Raw genomic sequence first — 14,819 nt, 5'->3', positions numbered from 1 at the left:
ATCTTGGTCGCCCCCGCCGGGTCGGCATGATCCACTCCATATGCGGCATGTGGGGGTATCCGGCCTCCAGAAGACCGCGATGTGCCGCATCCCGAGTCACCCCAACGCCCAGGGCGGACCGATCGGGCGGCCCGGCGAGCCGGATAGGGTGATCATCCTCCCGAGTCGACCGACAGGAATGGGGAAGCGTGTCCAGACTTACCGGCAGGGTCGCCCTCGTCACCGGCGGGAGCCGCGGGATCGGCGCCGCCGTCGTACGCCGGCTGGCCGAAGACGGAGCCCACGTCGCGTTCACCTACCGCTCGGCCGAGGACAGCGCGAAGGCCGTGGTCGCCGACATCGAGTCGTACGGCCGCACCGGCCTGGCGATCCAGGCCGACAGCGCCGACGGTACGGCGGTGGTCGACGCGGTCGAGCGGACCGTCGCCGAGCTGGGGCGGCTGGACATCCTGGTCAACAACGCCGGAGTCTTCTCAGCCGGGCCGATCGACAAGGTCAGCCTCGACTACCTCGACCTGGCCATCGCCGTGCACGTACGCGGGGCGTTCCTGGCGACGCAGGCGGCGGTGCGGCACATGGGCGACGGCGGGCGGATCGTCAACATCGGCAGCAGCTTCGCCAGCCGGGTCCCCGACCCGGGGGTCAGCGTCTACGCCATGACCAAGACCGCGGTCAACGGCCTGACCAGGGCACTCGCCCGCGAGCTCGGTCCCCGCGGGATCACCGTCAACCTGGTCCTCCCCGGCTCCACCGACACCGACATGAACCCGTCGGACAGCGGCACCTCCGACAAGCAGCGGTCACACATCGCCCTCGGCCGGTACGGCACGCCGGACGACGTGGCGGCCACGATCAGCCACCTGGTGGGCGAGGGCGGCCGGCACATCACCGGCGCGGCCATCGCCATCGACGGCGGCGCAACCGCCTGATCCGGCGTTGCCCGGGGTCGGCGTGTGAGCCGACCCCGGGTGCGACGGCGGTCAGGGCAGCAGGTTGAGCAGGTCCGGATGGCCCGCCAACTCGGTCGCCTGGTGCAGGGTGAGCGGGGGCTTCGTCCCGCCCTGCACACCCTTCGGCCACACGTGCACGAGGTCCTGGCTCTCCGGCATGTCCGTGGCCGCCCCGCTGTTCGGCACGTTGTCGAGCACCACCTCGACCGTGCCCCGGTCCGGCCGCTGCACGAAGACGTCGTAGGCAACCGTCCCCGACGAGCGCGACACGATGACGACAACCCGGTTGCCGTCCGGACGGGTCGATTCGGTGCACTCACCGCCGTGCGGGTGCCGCTCGTGTAGCTGCGACGAGATCGACCGGACCATCTCGCAGCTCACTGCGAATCCCATACGGCGCTGAACGACGATCTCCCCGTCACCGGCCAACCCGGCCCGCTGCACCAGGAAGACGAACGACACCGCACTGGTGCGGTTCAGTCCGTCGAACTCGGCATGGGAGGGACTGACGAAGATCGTGCCCTCGGGCGACACTGCGTCCAAGGCGGTGCCGGCGGCCGTGAGCTCAGCCTCGTTGTAGTACTGCCGAGGACCGCCGAAGCCCTGGCCACTGACGGTGCCACGAGGCGGGGGTGGCGCCAGCACAAGCGCGGGGTCGAGGGCGACATCGACCAGCTGTGCCAGCGACAGCGCCGGCTTGTCCTGCCCGACGGACAGGTACACCAGGCTGTTGTCCGGGCGCAGCACCTCGACCAGGAGACTCCCGTCCGCTGCAGGGCGGTGCAGGTCACCGGCCCAGCCGAAGCCTCTCAACAGCTGCCGGGCCCGAATCCTCTCACCGCCCGGTCCGGTCGTGACGGTGCAGCTGAGCCCGGCCGGGCCGGCGACGGGGCAGGGCGGCGCACTCTCCCAGACGGCTTGCCCCTCCCGAACCAGGCGCAAGATGACATTTCCCCCTCGGTTACCCACTCGGAACCAGGCACCCAGGCTTGGCTCGTCCACATTCAGCCGTGTCCTGGCGTCGTCAACCGGCCCGGCACTGTCCTTGCCGCCCCACTTGGTTGTCCAGGTGAACCCGGGCGCCTGCTTGCGGAAGGCGGCCGTCAGCGCGGTTTCAAGCCGGGCGGCATCCTGCTGCGTGCCGGCGACGGTGGTGACGGTCGAACTCGGGGCGGGGGAAGGGGGCGGCATCGGGGCGAGGACGATCGTTTGGTCGAGAGCGACCGTGGTGAGCTGCTCGACAGTTAGCGGTAGCCGGGAGTCCTCGCCGGTCGTCGTCGCGTTCACCAACACCAGCGATCCGTCCCGCCGTAGGACCGCGACCCTCCCCTTCTCGCTGCGGCGCGGAAGGCGGTCACGCAAGTCCGGCGGTACCTGCCGTTCCCAGGACCCCCGTTCGAACTTGATCTTCTCCCCGTGCGGGCCGCTCCGCTCCCCGCACTCGTCCGCGTTCTTGCTGCACGAGGTGCCTCCCTCCCGTTCCCAGGAGGCCGCGCCGTCGCGTCTGATCTGCACCTGGACGGATACGTCCACGCCCCCGATCCGGACGCCGCCCTCCCCCAGGTAACCGGAGGCCAGGGTCGCGCCGCCACTGGGCTGGGATTCCCAGTTCGGAGTCGTGCTGGCGAGAGTGCCCTCCGCCGCCCAGGTCAGCCGGGGCTCCGCGCGCAGCAGGGCGGCGACCACGGCGGCATCGATCCGATCCAGGTCCTGGTCGGTGCCGGGGACAGTGGTGATGGTCGGCTTCGGCTTGGCCGGTTGAGCGTGCGGCTTGCCAATCAAGGCGGTCGTACCGAACGCGACGGCGGCCACCGCCGCCGCGACCGCCGTGGTGCCCGCGCCGATCCGCAGCCGGCGGACACGGCGCTCCCGGCCGATCACTCGGTCCAGGTCCACGGTGGAGATCGGGACATCGCCGATCAGGTCGTCGAACAGCTGCTGGTACGTCATGACAGCTCCCCACTGGCCGACGGGGCCATCAGCAGGCGCAGCGTCTCCAGGCCGCGGGCGGCCTGGCTCTTCACGGTGCCGGAGCTGATACCGAGGGTGTCGGCGGTCTCCTCCACTGAAAGATCGCAGTAGAAGCGGAGCACGAGCACCGCGCGCCGCCGGGGCGGCAGTTGCCCGAGCAGGTCCAGCAGCATCTCCCGATCAGCCAGCGAAGGCTCTGGCAGCACAATGTCCGCGTGGTCCGGCACCTCGTCCGTCGCCCACTCGCGCCGCCAGGGCCGGCGCTGCTCGTCCAGCCAGGCGTTGGTCAGCATCCCCCGCACGTACGCGTCGACGTTCTCCGCCGCACGGACCCGCCGCCAGTGCCGGTAGAGCTTGCCGATGGTGATGGAGACCAGGTCGTCGGCCGTGTGCCAGTCGCGGCAGAGCAGGTACGCCGTCCGGCGCAACGCCTCCAGCCGGGCGACCACGAACTGCCGGTACTCGTCCTCGTCAGCCCGATTCACGACCCGGGATCCCTCGTTCGCCTCATGCCCAGGTGACGGAGGGACCCCTGGCCGGGGTTGCCTGGCGCGGGATCACGTCGCGGACGTCGGCCCCGACAAAAGCTGCTGTTCGTAGCGCAGCTCGTGGAGATGGCTGCCCTTGACGAGCACCGACACCTCGACGGGTCGTCCGCTGGCGGCATAGATCACGCGGTGCTGACGGATCACCGGGACGTACGGCGGCAGGTTCAGCATCTCGACCTCATCGGGCGTCGGCATCCGCGCCGACACCCGATCGATCATTTGCCCCTGCGGCAGGCCAAGTTCCGCCAGGACGCCGCCCGCACCACCGCTGATCTTCTTGCGCTCGGCGAGTTCGGTACCGGCCGCGAGGGAACTCGGGTAGTAGGACCACGACACCTCGACGGGCTCGCCGCCCTGCAGCAACAGGCGGTGGCGCAGCACCACCTTCTCGTCCTCGCCGAGGCTCAGGCCGTTAGCGACCTCCGGCGGCGGGACGGTCTCCGACACGTCCAGCAAACGGTACGAATATCCGCTGGATCCGGGAGTGAGATAGGCCGAGGCCGTCACCACCTGTGACGGCCGTCGACGCACAAAGACCCCCTTGCCGACCTCGCTGTAGATCGAGCCTTCCGTCTTGAGTGCACCGAGGGCTCGCTGGATCGTCGCCGTCGCGGCGGCATAGCGGGTCACCAGGCTCGGGATCGAGGGCAACTGCGAGCCAGGCGCGAACTCCCCGGACATGATGCGAGCGCGGAGGTCCGCCGCGACCTGCTCGTGTCGAGGGCGCCCGTCGGTCACCTCAGCTCCCCCCGTCAGGATCGTTGATTGTCATCTCGTATCGCAGGCGCCGGCCCTGCGGCACCATCGTCATCACGCTGGCCTCGATCGGCACTCCCTGATGAGTGCTGAGCAGCCGTGTGAGGCCGAGCACCCACTCCTGCCCGCTCAGGTCGAGCACGCGTCGTTCGGCCTCGTCAGGCATCCGCGTGTAGACGTCCTCTCGCACCAGCCCGGGTTCGTAGCCCAGCGTGGCGAGCAGACCAACCGCTCCACCACGTATCTTGCGCGGCTCGGCGAGTGCCGTGCCCCGAGCGATGGAAGTCGGGTAATACGAATCCGTCAGCTCCACGGGGCGATCGTCCAACAGCATCAGTCGCCGACGGACGACGACCGGCGTGGCCGGCTCGACCTGCAATGCTTCGGCGACCTCGGCCACCGGCACGATCTCCGCGACTTCAAGTAGGCGCTGGGCGCCCACGCCGCCTTGTTGTGCGGCGTCAGCAGCCCAGACATCGCCCTGTCCGGCGGATGCGGGAAGGACGTACGGCATCGACATGCTGAGCCACGCCCGGTCATTCATCGCCCGCCTCCCGTCCGTGCCACCCGTCCGGCAAGGGTAGATCTCTTCCGGCGGCGTGTCGCATCTTCAGCATCCTTGGCACCTTATTCAAAAGGCAGTAAGGTTGTTCTCGAAAGAAAACGGACCGGGGTGGGGCTGGTTTGGCGGCCTCTCCCACTCCCGGTCCGGCATGAGTCGAAGGGAGCAACCACAGCCGGATCGCGTCCCGGGGACGACTCCCCTTCTGTCTACCACCCGTACGCGCTCGCGCGTACCCGGGCGGTGGTGTGGCGCGTCCAGCCGTGACCGCTCCCGACCAATCCGGTGCCCGCGCCGACCCGACGACGCGACGCCGGACCGTGACGGGGCGGGCGTACGGCCCGTCGTACGGCAGCGACCCGCCGCCGGCCGCGCACTCCCCCTGCGGCCGGCGACCCCGCCGTGCGCCCGCCCCTCCGTCGGACAGGAGTGGAAGATGGGCGTCTACCAGTCAACAAACAACCGGTTGTGGTGCCGCGACGAGGCGGAAGCCGAGGCGGCACGCGAGATTCTGAACAGCCACATACCCGATCCGGAGAGCAACCTCTGCGCGATCTGCCTGGTGCCCGGACCATGCCGGCCGGCGAATGCGGCGGCGAATCGGCTGGTCGACCTGGGCCGACCGGTGCCACCGTCGGACGAGCCGAGGCGTCGGCGTAGCGGCTGGCGGGGCTGGCTCGGGCCGCAGCGGCGGACGATGCCCCGGCGAGCACCGCTGCTGACCTTCGCCTGGGTGCTCCGGCTCGGCGCGCCTGCAGCCGGATCGGACGCCTGGATCACGCTGTGACGCGCCGACGTGCTGCGCGGTTCGGTGTGGGTGACGTCGTAGCGATACCGGAGCAGCACTACTGCTACGGCCTGGGCACGCTGACGCTGCGGCTGATCGAGGTGGGTCGCCGCGAGCGGCACAGCGACGGGATCTGGATCAACCTGCGGGGCATCGAGTTGGGCCATCCCGCCGGCCCGCGCCAGCGACGGGTACTCGCCGGGTTTGACGCCGTACGGGTCCGCCCGGCTCCCGCTCCGTCGGCGCATGTGCCCACCCGCCCTGGCTGGGGTTGCGCCGCCTGTGGCCACGACTGGCCGTGCCCGAATCGCCGGCGGCGTCTGCTCAAGGAGTACGCGAAGAATCACGCGGCGCTCGGCATCTATCTGAGCCTGCACCTGGCGGATGCGGCGGCAGATCTGCGCTACGCGCCGGCCGACGCTCTTTATTCGCGCTTTCTCGGCTGGCTGGGACAGGATCGGGACGGGCCGGATCGACCGGTGAAGGCGGTCCAGAGTCAGGCCACGCCTGCCCCCTCGCCGCGAGCCACCGAATCTTGATATCACTTCTGCGGATGGACGGGTCCGAGAAGCACCGGCCGGCCGCCGCGTGAGCGAGGCTTTCCTGGTCGACACCAGCGCACTGGTGCGGTTCTACCGCCGGCAGACGAACCCGGCCTGGGACCAGACCGGCTCAGCGCTCCAGGATCGCGGTCACGCCCTGGCCGCCGGCGGCGCAGATGGAGATCAGGCCGCGCCCGCTGCCCCGCTCGGCGAGAAGCTTGGCCAGGGTGGCCACGATCCGGCCGCCGGTGGCCGCGAACGGGTGGCCGGCGGCCAGCGAGGAGCCGTTGACGTTGAGCCGGCCTCGGTCGATCGGCCCGAGCGGCGCGTCCAGGCCCAGTCGTTCCTTGCAGAACTCCGGCGACTCCCAGGCGGCCAGGGTGGCCAGCACCTGCGAGGCGAACGCCTCGTGGATCTCGTAGAAGTCGAAGTCCTGCAGCGTCAGGTGGGCCCGGGCCAACATCCGGGGCACCGCGTACGTGGGGGCCATCAGCAGCCCCTCGTCGCCGTGCACGAAGTCGACCGCGGCCGTCTCCGACCAGGAGAACCAGGCCTGCACCGGCAGGTGGTGCTCCCGCGCCCACTCCTCGCTGGCCAGCAGCACGGTCGACGCGCCGTCGGTGAGCGGGGAGGAGTTGCCGGCGGTCATGGTGGCCTGTTCGGCGTCCGGCCCGCCGGTGCCGAACACCGCCCTGAGCGAGCCGAGCTTCTCCAGGCTGCTGTCGGGGCGGAGGTTCTGGTCGCGGGTCAGCCCCAGGTAGGGGGTCATCAGATCGTCGAAGAACCCCTTCTCGTACGCGGCGGCGAGGCGCTGGTGCGAGCGGAGCGCCAGCTCGTCCTGGGCCTGCCGGTCGATGTGCCAGCGCAGCGCCGTCCGCGCGGCGTGCTCGCCCATGGACAGTCCGGTACGCGGTTCCGCGTTGCGCGGGATCTCCGGCTTGAACGGCTGGTGCGGGCGGAACCTCGCGGCGGCCTTCAGCCGCTCGCCGACGGTCCGGGCGGAGTTGAGCTGGAGCAGCGTGCGGCGCAGGTCCTCGTTGAGGGCCAGTGGCGCGTCCGAGGTGGTGTCGACGCCGCCGGCGATGCCGACCTCGAGCTGCCCGAGGGCGATCTTGTTGGCGACCAGGATGGCGGCTTCCAGCCCGGTGCCGCAGGCCTGCTGGATGTCGTACGCCGGGGTGTGCGGGTCGAGCTTCGAGCCGAGCACCACCTCGCGGGCGAGGTTGAAGTCCCGGGAGTGCTTGAGCACCGCCCCGGCGACCAGCTCGCCGACCCGCTGCCCGGCCAGGCCGAACCGGGCGACCAGGCCGTCCAGCGCCGCGCCGAGCAGGTCCGCGTTGGACGCCTGCGCGTAGCGCGAGTTGGACCGGGCGAAGGGGATGCGGTTGCCGCCGATGACCGCGACCCGCCGGACACTCTGCACGATCGGCCTCCTCTAAGCTGTTGCCCGTACCCTACTCGCCAGTAGGCTACGCCTATGACCGACAGGTACGCGAGCTTCGTCCAATCGGGGGCCGGTCGCGCGCTGGTCAAGCGCCTCGGGCTGCCCGACCCGCCTCGACTGCGCCGGCACACACCCGGTGATCCGCTCGTTCCCGGGCCGGTCCTGCTCGGCTCCGCGACCGGCGGCCGGCTCGCCGAGCCGGTCGGCAAGATCCTCACCGCCGCCGGGGTCGAGCTGGCCGACCCGACCGCCACCCCCGGCGCCGCCTCGCGCTTCGCCGCTCTGGTGTACGACGCCACCGGCATCACCGACTCGACCGAGCTGCGCCAGCTCTACGACTTCTTCCACCCGCAGGCCCGGGCCGTGCTGCCCAGCGGCCGGGTGGTGGTGCTCGGCACCCCGCCGGCCGAGTGCGGCTCGCCCCGCGAGGCGACCGCCCAGCGCGCCCTGGAGGGGCTGACCCGCAGCATCGGCAAGGAGTTCGGCCGGGGCGTCACCGCCCAACTGGTGTACGTCACGCCGGCCGGGAACGCCGGCACCCCGGTCAGCCTGGAGGCCACCCTGCGTTTCCTGCTCTCGGGCCGGTCCGCGTACGTGTCGGGGCAGGTGGTCCGGGTCGGCACCGGCACCGCCACCGTGCCGGCCGACTGGGATCGGCCGCTGGACGGGCAGGTCGTCCTGGTCACCGGGGCCGCGCGGGGCATCGGCGCGGCGCTCGCCGGGGTGCTCGCCCGGGACGGCGCCCAGGTCATGGCGCTGGACGTCCCCGACGCGGGGGATGCGCTGGCCGCGGTCACCAACGAGATCGGCGGCAGCGCGATACAGCTGGACCTGACCGCCCCGGACGCACCGACCCGGCTGGCCGAGCACCTGGCCGGCCGGCACGGGCGGGTCGACGCGGTGGTGCACAACGCCGGCATCACCCGGGACCGGACCCTCGGCCGGATGGACGCCGACCGCTGGGACTCGGTCATCGACGTGAACCTCTCCAGCCAGGAGCGGATCAACGACGTGCTGCTGGAACGCGACCTGATCCCGGCCGGCGGGCGGATCGTCTCGGTCTCCTCGATCGCCGGCATCGCCGGCAACCGGGGGCAGACCAACTACGCGACCAGCAAGGCCGGCGTGATCGGTCTGGTCGACTCGCTCGCCCCGGTGCTGCACGAGCGCGGCGTCAGCCTCAACGCGGTCGCGCCCGGATTCATCGAGACCCGGTTGACCGCCCGGATGCCGCTCGGGCTGCGCGAGGCGGGCCGGCGGATGAACAGCATGGCCCAGGGCGGCCTGCCGGTCGACGTGGCCGAGACGATCGGCTGGCTGTCCTGGCCGGCGACCGGCGCGGTCACCGGCAACCTGATCCGGGTCTGCGGCCAGAGTCTGCTGGGGGCGTGATGGCGCGGCGGAAGCAACGGCGGGCGGAAGAGCCGGCCGAGGAGCTGTCGGTGCACGAGCTGATCGAGGGCCCGACCCAGGATCTCACCGCGGCCCGGAACGCGGTCGCGGCGGCTGGCGGCGGCCCGAGGCAGGCGCCCGACGAGACCCAGGACCTGTCCGGCCTGGCCGCCGAAGCCACTCAGGACCTCTCCGGCCTGGCCGCCGACGCCACCCGGGACCTGTCCGGGCCGGCCGCGGCGGTCACCCGGGAGCTGGCGGTGGTCGCCGGGACGGCCGTACGGGCCGGCGAGCGGGTCCGGATCGACCTGCCCCGGATGCCGGCGGCCGGGGCGCTCTACCGGCGCGCCCTGCTCGGGGCGCTGCCCGGTACGGGCGGGCGGCGCGGGCCGGACCTGCCCGAGGTGGAGCTGACCGTCAGCGGGGTGACCGTGGACCGGGCGCACCTGGCCGACTACGACCGGGTCTGCGGGTTCCGGCTCGCCGACCGGCTGCCGGCCACGTACCCGCACGTGCTGGGCTTCCCGCTGGCATTGCGGCTGATGACCGTGGCGGAGTTCCCCGTCCCGTTGATCGGAATGGTGCACGTGGCGAACCGGATCACCGTGCACCGGCCGGTGGATGCCGGCGAGACCCTGGACTTCCGGACGTACGCGGAGCACCTGCGCCCGCACGAACGGGGCCGGCAGCTCGACGTGGTGCTGATCGGCTCGGTCGGGGGCGAGGAGGTCTGGCGCGGCGTCTCGACGTACCTGGTGAAGGAGCGGACGGCGGGCGGCGGCCCGCGGCGCGACCGGGGTGACCGCCCGGCCCCGCCGGCCCCCTCGGCGCAGTGGCAGGTGACCCCCCGGGTGGGGACCGACTACGCCCGGGTCTCCGGCGACCACAACCCGATCCACACCTCCCGGCTCGGGGCGCGGCTGTTCGGGTTCCCCGGCCCGATCGCGCACGGCATGTGGAGCAAGGCCCGCTGCCTGGCCGCGCTGGCGGGCCGGCTGCCGGAGGCGTACACGGTGGACGTGGCGTTCAAGCTGCCGGTGCCGTTGCCGTCGATGGTGGCCTTCGGCGCCACCGCGACCGGCGGGGCCTGGGACTTCGCCCTGCACGACGCGCGGTCGGGCGCGCCGCAGCTGGTCGGCACCGTCCGCTGAGGAAGGGAGGGGGTTGGCGTTCGCCGTCCCGTGCGCTAAGTTGTTCTCATATTGAGTTGTTCTCATAACGAGAGGGACGCCGTGAACGAGCAGGACTTCCTCGCCGCGTACGACCCCCGGGACTATCCGGCCGTCGCGGTCACCGTCGACGTGGTGGCCCTGACCATCCGCGAGGGCGCGCTGCACCTGCTGCTGATCCGTCGGGGCGCCCCGCCGTACGAGGGGCACTGGGCGCTGCCCGGCGGCTTCGTCCACCCAGACGAGGACCTGGCCGCCGGCGCCCGCCGGGAGCTGGCCGAGGAGACCGGGCTCGGCGGCGAACGGCTGCGCCGCGTACACCTGGAACAGCTCGGCAGCTACGGCGCTCCCGACCGCGACCCCCGGATGCGCATCGTCTCGGTCGCCCACCTGGCGTTCGCTCCCGATCTGCCCGACCCGGCCGCCGGCACCGACGCCGAGGACGCGGTCTGGCTGCCGGTGACCGCGCTGACCAGCCGGCAGCTCGCCTTCGACCACGCCCGGATCATCGACGACGGGCTGGAGCGGGCCCGCTCCAAGCTGGAGTACACCCCGCTGGCCACCCGCTTCCTCGAACCCGAGTTCACCGTCACGGAGCTGCGGGCCGTCTACGAGACGGTCTGGGGGCATCCGCTGCACGCCGGCAACTTCCACCGCAAGGTGCTCTCGGTGCCCGGCTTCGTGGAGAGCACCGGCGCCAGCACCGAGCGCGGCGGCGCGCGCGGCGGGCCCCGGGCCAAGCTCTACCGCGCCGGCGACGCCCGGCTGCTGCACCCGGCACTGCTGCGTCCCGCCCGCGAGGAGACGGTCCGGTGAGGACCGAGGAGGCCATCCGCATGGTCGCGGCGGCCCGCACCGACGCCGACCTGTTCGGCGCCGACATGTCCAACCAGCGCTATCGCAGGCTGGTCGCGGCCCTGCACCCCGACCGGCTGGGCACGGCCGACCCGGCGGTACGCGCCGCGGCCACCGACGCGCTGATCGAGGTCACCACCCGGTGGCGGGGAGGAGGCGGCATGATGCTCGGTGACTACACGCTCCGCCGGCTGGCGTACGCCGGAGACCTGGCCGACCTGTACGACGTCGGAGCGGACCGGCTGCTCAAGCTGCCCCGCGACCCGGCCGACAACGACCTGATGACCCGCGAGGCGCACGCCCTGCGGGTGATCGCGGAGCGGGGCGACCCACGTTACCTGCCGTACGTGCCCCGGCTGGTCGACTCGTTCCGGGTCCGGGACGCGGCGACCGGGGCGGACCGGCTGGCCGACGTGCTGGCCGCCGTGCCCGGGCTGCGCAGCCTGGAGGAGGTGCGCCGGGCGTACCCGGACGGGCTGGACCCGCGCGACGCGGCCTGGATGTGGCGGCGGCTGCTGGTCGCCCTCGGCCTGGCCCACCGCGCCGGGGTGGTGCACGGCGCGGTGCTCCCCCGGCACGTGCTGATCGAGCCGGACGCGCACGGCCTGGTGCTGGCCGACTGGTGCTTCTCGGTGGCCGACGGCGGCGTGGTCCCGGCGCTGGTCCCCGGCGACGAGGACTGGTACCCGCCGGAGGTGACCGGGCGGCGGCCCTGCGGCCCCGGCACCGACCTGGCCATGGCCGCCCGCTGCCTGACCTGGCTGATGGGCGACCGCACCCCGCACGAGCTGCACGCCTTCGCGGCCGGCTGCGCCCGACCGGCGCTCGATGCCCGGCCCGACGACGCCTGGCGGCTGCTCGGCGAACTCGACGAGGTGCTGGAGCGGCTGTACGGCCCCCGCACCTTCCGGCCCTTCACCCTCAACCCCTAGGGAGGCTGCCATGGGCAGCGGAATCTGGTCCACCGACGTGTACGACGCCGCCGACCGCTACCGTCGGGCCACCGGCGCGAGCGCCTTCTCCTACAGCGACAGCGGAGCGCGGAGCGTGCACCCGACGCTCGACCCCCGCGGTGCGGTCCGGGAGAGCCGCGACTCCGACGAGCACCCGCAGTCGACCGCGATCGCGGTGCTGTTCGACGTGACCGGCTCGATGGGCCACGTCCCCCGGGTGCTCCAGAGCAAGCTGCCGCAGCTGCTCGGGTTGCTGCTGCGCCAGGGGTACGCCCGCGACCCGCAGCTCATGTTCGGCGCGATCGGCGACGCCACCTGCGACCGGGTGCCGCTGCAGGTCGGGCAGTTCGAGTCGGACAACCGGATGGACGACGACCTCGGCCGGATCGTGCTGGAAGGCGGCGGTGGCGGCCAGATGTCCGAGTCGTACGAGCTGGCGATGTACTTCATGGCCCGGCACACGGTCACCGACTGCTGGGAGAAGCGCGGGCGGCGGGGCTACCTGTTCATCATCGGCGACGAACTGGCGTACCAGCGGGTGGACCGGCGGCAGGTGGCCCGGCTGATCGGCGACGATCTGGGCGAGAGCGTGCCGCTGCGGCAGATCGTCGACGAGGTGACCCGGCGCTGGGACACCTACTACCTGCTCCCGGCCGGCAGCGCGTACGCCGGCAGCCGCAAGGTGCTGGACTTCTGGCGCGGCCTGCTCGGGCAGAACGCCGTCGAACTGGACGACCTGGACGCGGTCTGCGAGACCATCGCGCTCACCGTCGGCCTCGGCGAGCAGGCCATCGACCTGGACGAGGGGCTGCGCGACCTGGACCGGGCCGGCTCGACCGCCGGCCGGACGGTCTCCAAGGCGCTGGCGACGCTGCGTGGTGGCCGTCCGACGTCGGGGGCGGCGCTGCCGTTCACCCCGACCGGCGGAAGCGGGGTCACCCGGCTGTGAGGCACGTGATGGTGGTCGACCTCGGCTACGGCGACGCCGGCAAGGGCACCGTCGTGGACTGGCTCTGCGCGAGCCGGCCGGTGCACACGGTGGTCCGGTTCAACGGGGGCGCGCAGGCGGCGCACAACGTCGTGCTGCGCGACGGGCGACACCACACGTTCGCGCAGTTCGGCGCCGGGACGTTCCGCCCCGGGGTGCGTACCCACCTGTCGCGGCACGTGGTGGTGGACCCGCTGGCGCTGGCCGCCGAGGCCGACCACCTCGCGGCGGTCGGCGTGCCCGACGCGCTCGGCCGGCTGTCCGTGGACGGCGAGGCGCTGCTGGCCACCCCGTACCACCGGGCCGCGAACCGGGCCCGGGAGATCGCCCGGGGAGCCGACCGGCACGGCTCCTGCGGGCTGGGCGTGGGTGAGGCCGTCGCGTACGGCCTCACCCACCCCGACGAGGCACCCCGGGTGGCGGACTGCCGCCGCCCGGCGGTGCTGCGCCGCCGGCTCGCCGCGCTGCGGGACCGGCTCACCGCCGAGCTGGGCCCGCTGGACGCCCCGCCGGTCGAGGACTGCCTGCCCGCGTACGCCGGGTTCGCCGAACGGGTGGCGATCGTGGACCGGGGCTACCTGGCCGGGGTGCTGCGGGCGGGGACCTGCGTCTTCGAGGGGGCACAGGGGGTGCTGTTGGACGAGTGGCACGGCTTCCACCCGTACACGACGTGGAGCACCACCACCTTCGCCAACGCCGAGGCGCTGCTCGCCGAGGCGGGCCTGGCCGGCGCCGCCCAGAGGCTCGGGGTGCTGCGGGTGATGACCACCCGGCACGGGCCCGGGCCACTGGTCACCGAGGACCCGGCGCTGCCGTACACGGACCCGCGCAACCCGACCAACCCCTGGCAGGGCCGGTTCCGGTTCGGTCACTTCGACGCGGTCGCCCACCGGTACGCCCTCGACGTGGTCGGCGGGGTGGACGGATTGGCGCTCACCCACCTCGACCTGGCCGGCCCGGAGCTGCGGATCTGCCGCCGCTACGACACCCTCGACCGGCTCACCCCCGGCCCGCCCGGCGACCTGGACCGCCAGGCCGCCCTCACCGCCCGCCTGCTGTCGGCCCGCCCGGTCTACGACACCCCACCCACCCACTGGCCCACGGCGGTGGCTGACGCCCTGCAAACCCCCCTGGTACTCGCCTCCCACGGCCCCACCGCCAAAGACAAGTCCGTTAGCGGGGTTCCCTTCTCTACCGGAGGCGTTATGAAGGTGCCCTTCCTTCTTCCCAGCTAGCGCCGCGGAGGAGCTGGTCGGCGCCGAGCCAGGCGATGTTCATCATCCGGCCGGCGGTCCGTTCCGGGTCCGCCTCCGGGTGGTCGGCGAGCCAGTCGGCCAGCGACTCGCTCGCGCCGACCAGCGCGTACGCGACGACCTCCAGGTCGGTGGCGTGCACCTCGCGCCCCCGGGCCCGCAGCGCGTGGTCGAGCATGCCGGCCACCACCTCGACCAGGCGGTTGCGCATGGCGGCCAGTTCGGCGGCGAACGGCTGGGAGCCGCGGGCCTGCCGGTAGAGCACCGCCCAGCCGTCCCGGTGTCCCCCGACGAAGCCGAAGAAGGCGCGCAACCCGCGCCAGAGCCGCTCGTCGGCGGGCAGGTCGGGGGCCGCCGCCCCGGCGATGGCCGCCGTCATCCGGGTGCCCTCCCGGTGCAGGCAGGCGATGAAGAGCTCTTCCTTCGTGCCGAGATACGCGTAGACCATCGGCTTGGAGATGCCGGCGTCGTCGGCGATCTCGTCCATGCTGGCCGCATGGAAACCCCGACGTGAGAACACTCTGACCGCCGCGTCGAGCATCTGCTGCTCGCGTACGGCCCGGGGAAGGCGCTTGAAGGCGGGCGTGCCGGACACCTTGCGAGCATACCTACTCCTGCGTAGGGTTACGCCTGAGTAACCACGTCTGCC

15 protein-coding genes are annotated in these 14,819 nt (G+C 72.5%); 9 read left to right on the top strand and 6 right to left on the bottom strand.

All coding sequences use genetic code 11. The annotated features are described in order from the left end of the window. Positions 1-188: 188 nt before the first annotated feature. Positions 189-929 (top strand): SDR family NAD(P)-dependent oxidoreductase, encoded by a 741-nt coding sequence (locus ACIRG9_RS10780; RefSeq protein WP_402853380.1) that lies wholly within the window; start codon positions 189-191, stop codon positions 927-929. A gap of 51 nt (positions 930-980) precedes the next feature. Here ACIRG9_RS10780 and ACIRG9_RS10775 read toward each other — a convergent pair whose 3' ends face one another. The 4 genes from ACIRG9_RS10775 to ACIRG9_RS10760 form a co-directional block, all read right to left on the bottom strand. Beyond that, positions 981-2,900 carry a hypothetical protein gene (locus tag ACIRG9_RS10775; protein ID WP_402853375.1) on the bottom strand — a complete coding sequence of 640 codons (1,920 nt, stop codon included), beginning with the start codon at positions 2,898-2,900 and terminating at the stop codon, positions 981-983. Continuing rightward, on the bottom strand, positions 2,897-3,406 hold the full coding sequence (locus ACIRG9_RS10770; RefSeq protein ID WP_402853372.1) for a SigE family RNA polymerase sigma factor: 510 nt from the start codon (positions 3,404-3,406) through the stop codon (positions 2,897-2,899). Before ACIRG9_RS10770 ends, ACIRG9_RS10775 begins: the two co-directional genes overlap by 4 nt. A 72-nt stretch (positions 3,407-3,478) precedes the next feature. Further along, entirely contained in the window at positions 3,479-4,207 is a 729-nt protein-coding gene (locus ACIRG9_RS10765) for a GntR family transcriptional regulator (RefSeq protein WP_402853370.1), read from the bottom strand. Between the two features lies 1 nt (position 4,208). Continuing rightward, positions 4,209-4,769 (bottom strand): UTRA domain-containing protein, encoded by a 561-nt coding sequence (locus ACIRG9_RS10760; protein ID WP_402853368.1) that lies wholly within the window; start codon positions 4,767-4,769, stop codon positions 4,209-4,211. A 454-nt stretch (positions 4,770-5,223) separates the two neighbouring features. Here ACIRG9_RS10760 and ACIRG9_RS10755 point away from each other — a divergent pair, with 454 nt between their 5' ends. Beyond that, complete coding sequence (locus ACIRG9_RS10755) at positions 5,224-5,574, top strand: hypothetical protein (RefSeq protein WP_402853365.1); 351 nt, start codon at positions 5,224-5,226, stop codon at positions 5,572-5,574. A 26-nt stretch (positions 5,575-5,600) separates the two neighbouring features. Next, positions 5,601-6,113 carry a hypothetical protein gene (locus tag ACIRG9_RS10750; protein ID WP_402853363.1) on the top strand — a complete coding sequence of 171 codons (513 nt, stop codon included), beginning with the start codon at positions 5,601-5,603 and terminating at the stop codon, positions 6,111-6,113. A 133-nt stretch (positions 6,114-6,246) separates the two neighbouring features. On the opposite strand, the gene ACIRG9_RS10745 is transcribed toward ACIRG9_RS10750, so the two are convergent. Further along, positions 6,247-7,539: an acetyl-CoA C-acetyltransferase gene (locus tag ACIRG9_RS10745; RefSeq protein ID WP_402853360.1), complete on the bottom strand. Its 1,293-nt coding sequence runs from the start codon at positions 7,537-7,539 to the stop codon at positions 6,247-6,249. Between the two features lie 54 nt (positions 7,540-7,593). Here ACIRG9_RS10745 and ACIRG9_RS10740 point away from each other — a divergent pair, with 54 nt between their 5' ends. The 6 genes from ACIRG9_RS10740 to ACIRG9_RS10715 all read left to right on the top strand — a co-directional run bounded on the left by ACIRG9_RS10740 (position 7,594) and on the right by ACIRG9_RS10715 (position 14,152). Next, positions 7,594-8,952 carry a 3-oxoacyl-ACP reductase gene (locus ACIRG9_RS10740; protein WP_402853357.1) on the top strand — a complete coding sequence of 453 codons (1,359 nt, stop codon included), beginning with the start codon at positions 7,594-7,596 and terminating at the stop codon, positions 8,950-8,952. 317 nt (positions 8,953-9,269) lie between these two features. After that, complete coding sequence (locus tag ACIRG9_RS10735; protein WP_402854236.1) at positions 9,270-10,103, top strand: MaoC/PaaZ C-terminal domain-containing protein; 834 nt, start codon at positions 9,270-9,272, stop codon at positions 10,101-10,103. 81 nt (positions 10,104-10,184) lie between these two features. Beyond that, positions 10,185-10,937, top strand: a complete 753-nt coding sequence (locus ACIRG9_RS10730; protein ID WP_402853354.1) for an NUDIX domain-containing protein — start codon at positions 10,185-10,187, stop codon at positions 10,935-10,937. Beyond that, complete coding sequence (locus tag ACIRG9_RS10725; RefSeq protein ID WP_402853351.1) at positions 10,934-11,908, top strand: serine/threonine protein kinase; 975 nt, start codon at positions 10,934-10,936, stop codon at positions 11,906-11,908. Before ACIRG9_RS10730 ends, ACIRG9_RS10725 begins: the two co-directional genes overlap by 4 nt. Before the next feature lie 10 nt (positions 11,909-11,918). After that, positions 11,919-12,878, top strand: coding sequence for a hypothetical protein (locus tag ACIRG9_RS10720; protein ID WP_402853349.1), 960 nt, complete (start codon positions 11,919-11,921; stop codon positions 12,876-12,878). Continuing rightward, complete coding sequence (locus ACIRG9_RS10715) at positions 12,875-14,152, top strand: adenylosuccinate synthetase (RefSeq protein ID WP_402853347.1); 1,278 nt, start codon at positions 12,875-12,877, stop codon at positions 14,150-14,152. Before ACIRG9_RS10720 ends, ACIRG9_RS10715 begins: the two co-directional genes overlap by 4 nt. On the opposite strand, the gene ACIRG9_RS10710 is transcribed toward ACIRG9_RS10715, so the two are convergent. Next, entirely contained in the window at positions 14,121-14,765 is a 645-nt protein-coding gene (locus ACIRG9_RS10710) for a TetR/AcrR family transcriptional regulator (RefSeq protein ID WP_402853344.1), read from the bottom strand. The two genes, ACIRG9_RS10715 and ACIRG9_RS10710, sit on opposite strands and share 32 nt — an antisense overlap. Positions 14,766-14,819 lie beyond the last annotated feature (54 nt).

It is taken from the genome of Micromonospora sp. NPDC093277, assembly GCF_044765245.1.
GTDB lineage: Bacteria > Actinomycetota > Actinomycetes > Mycobacteriales > Micromonosporaceae > Micromonospora.
This window is presented reverse-complemented; position numbering and strand designations above follow the sequence as displayed.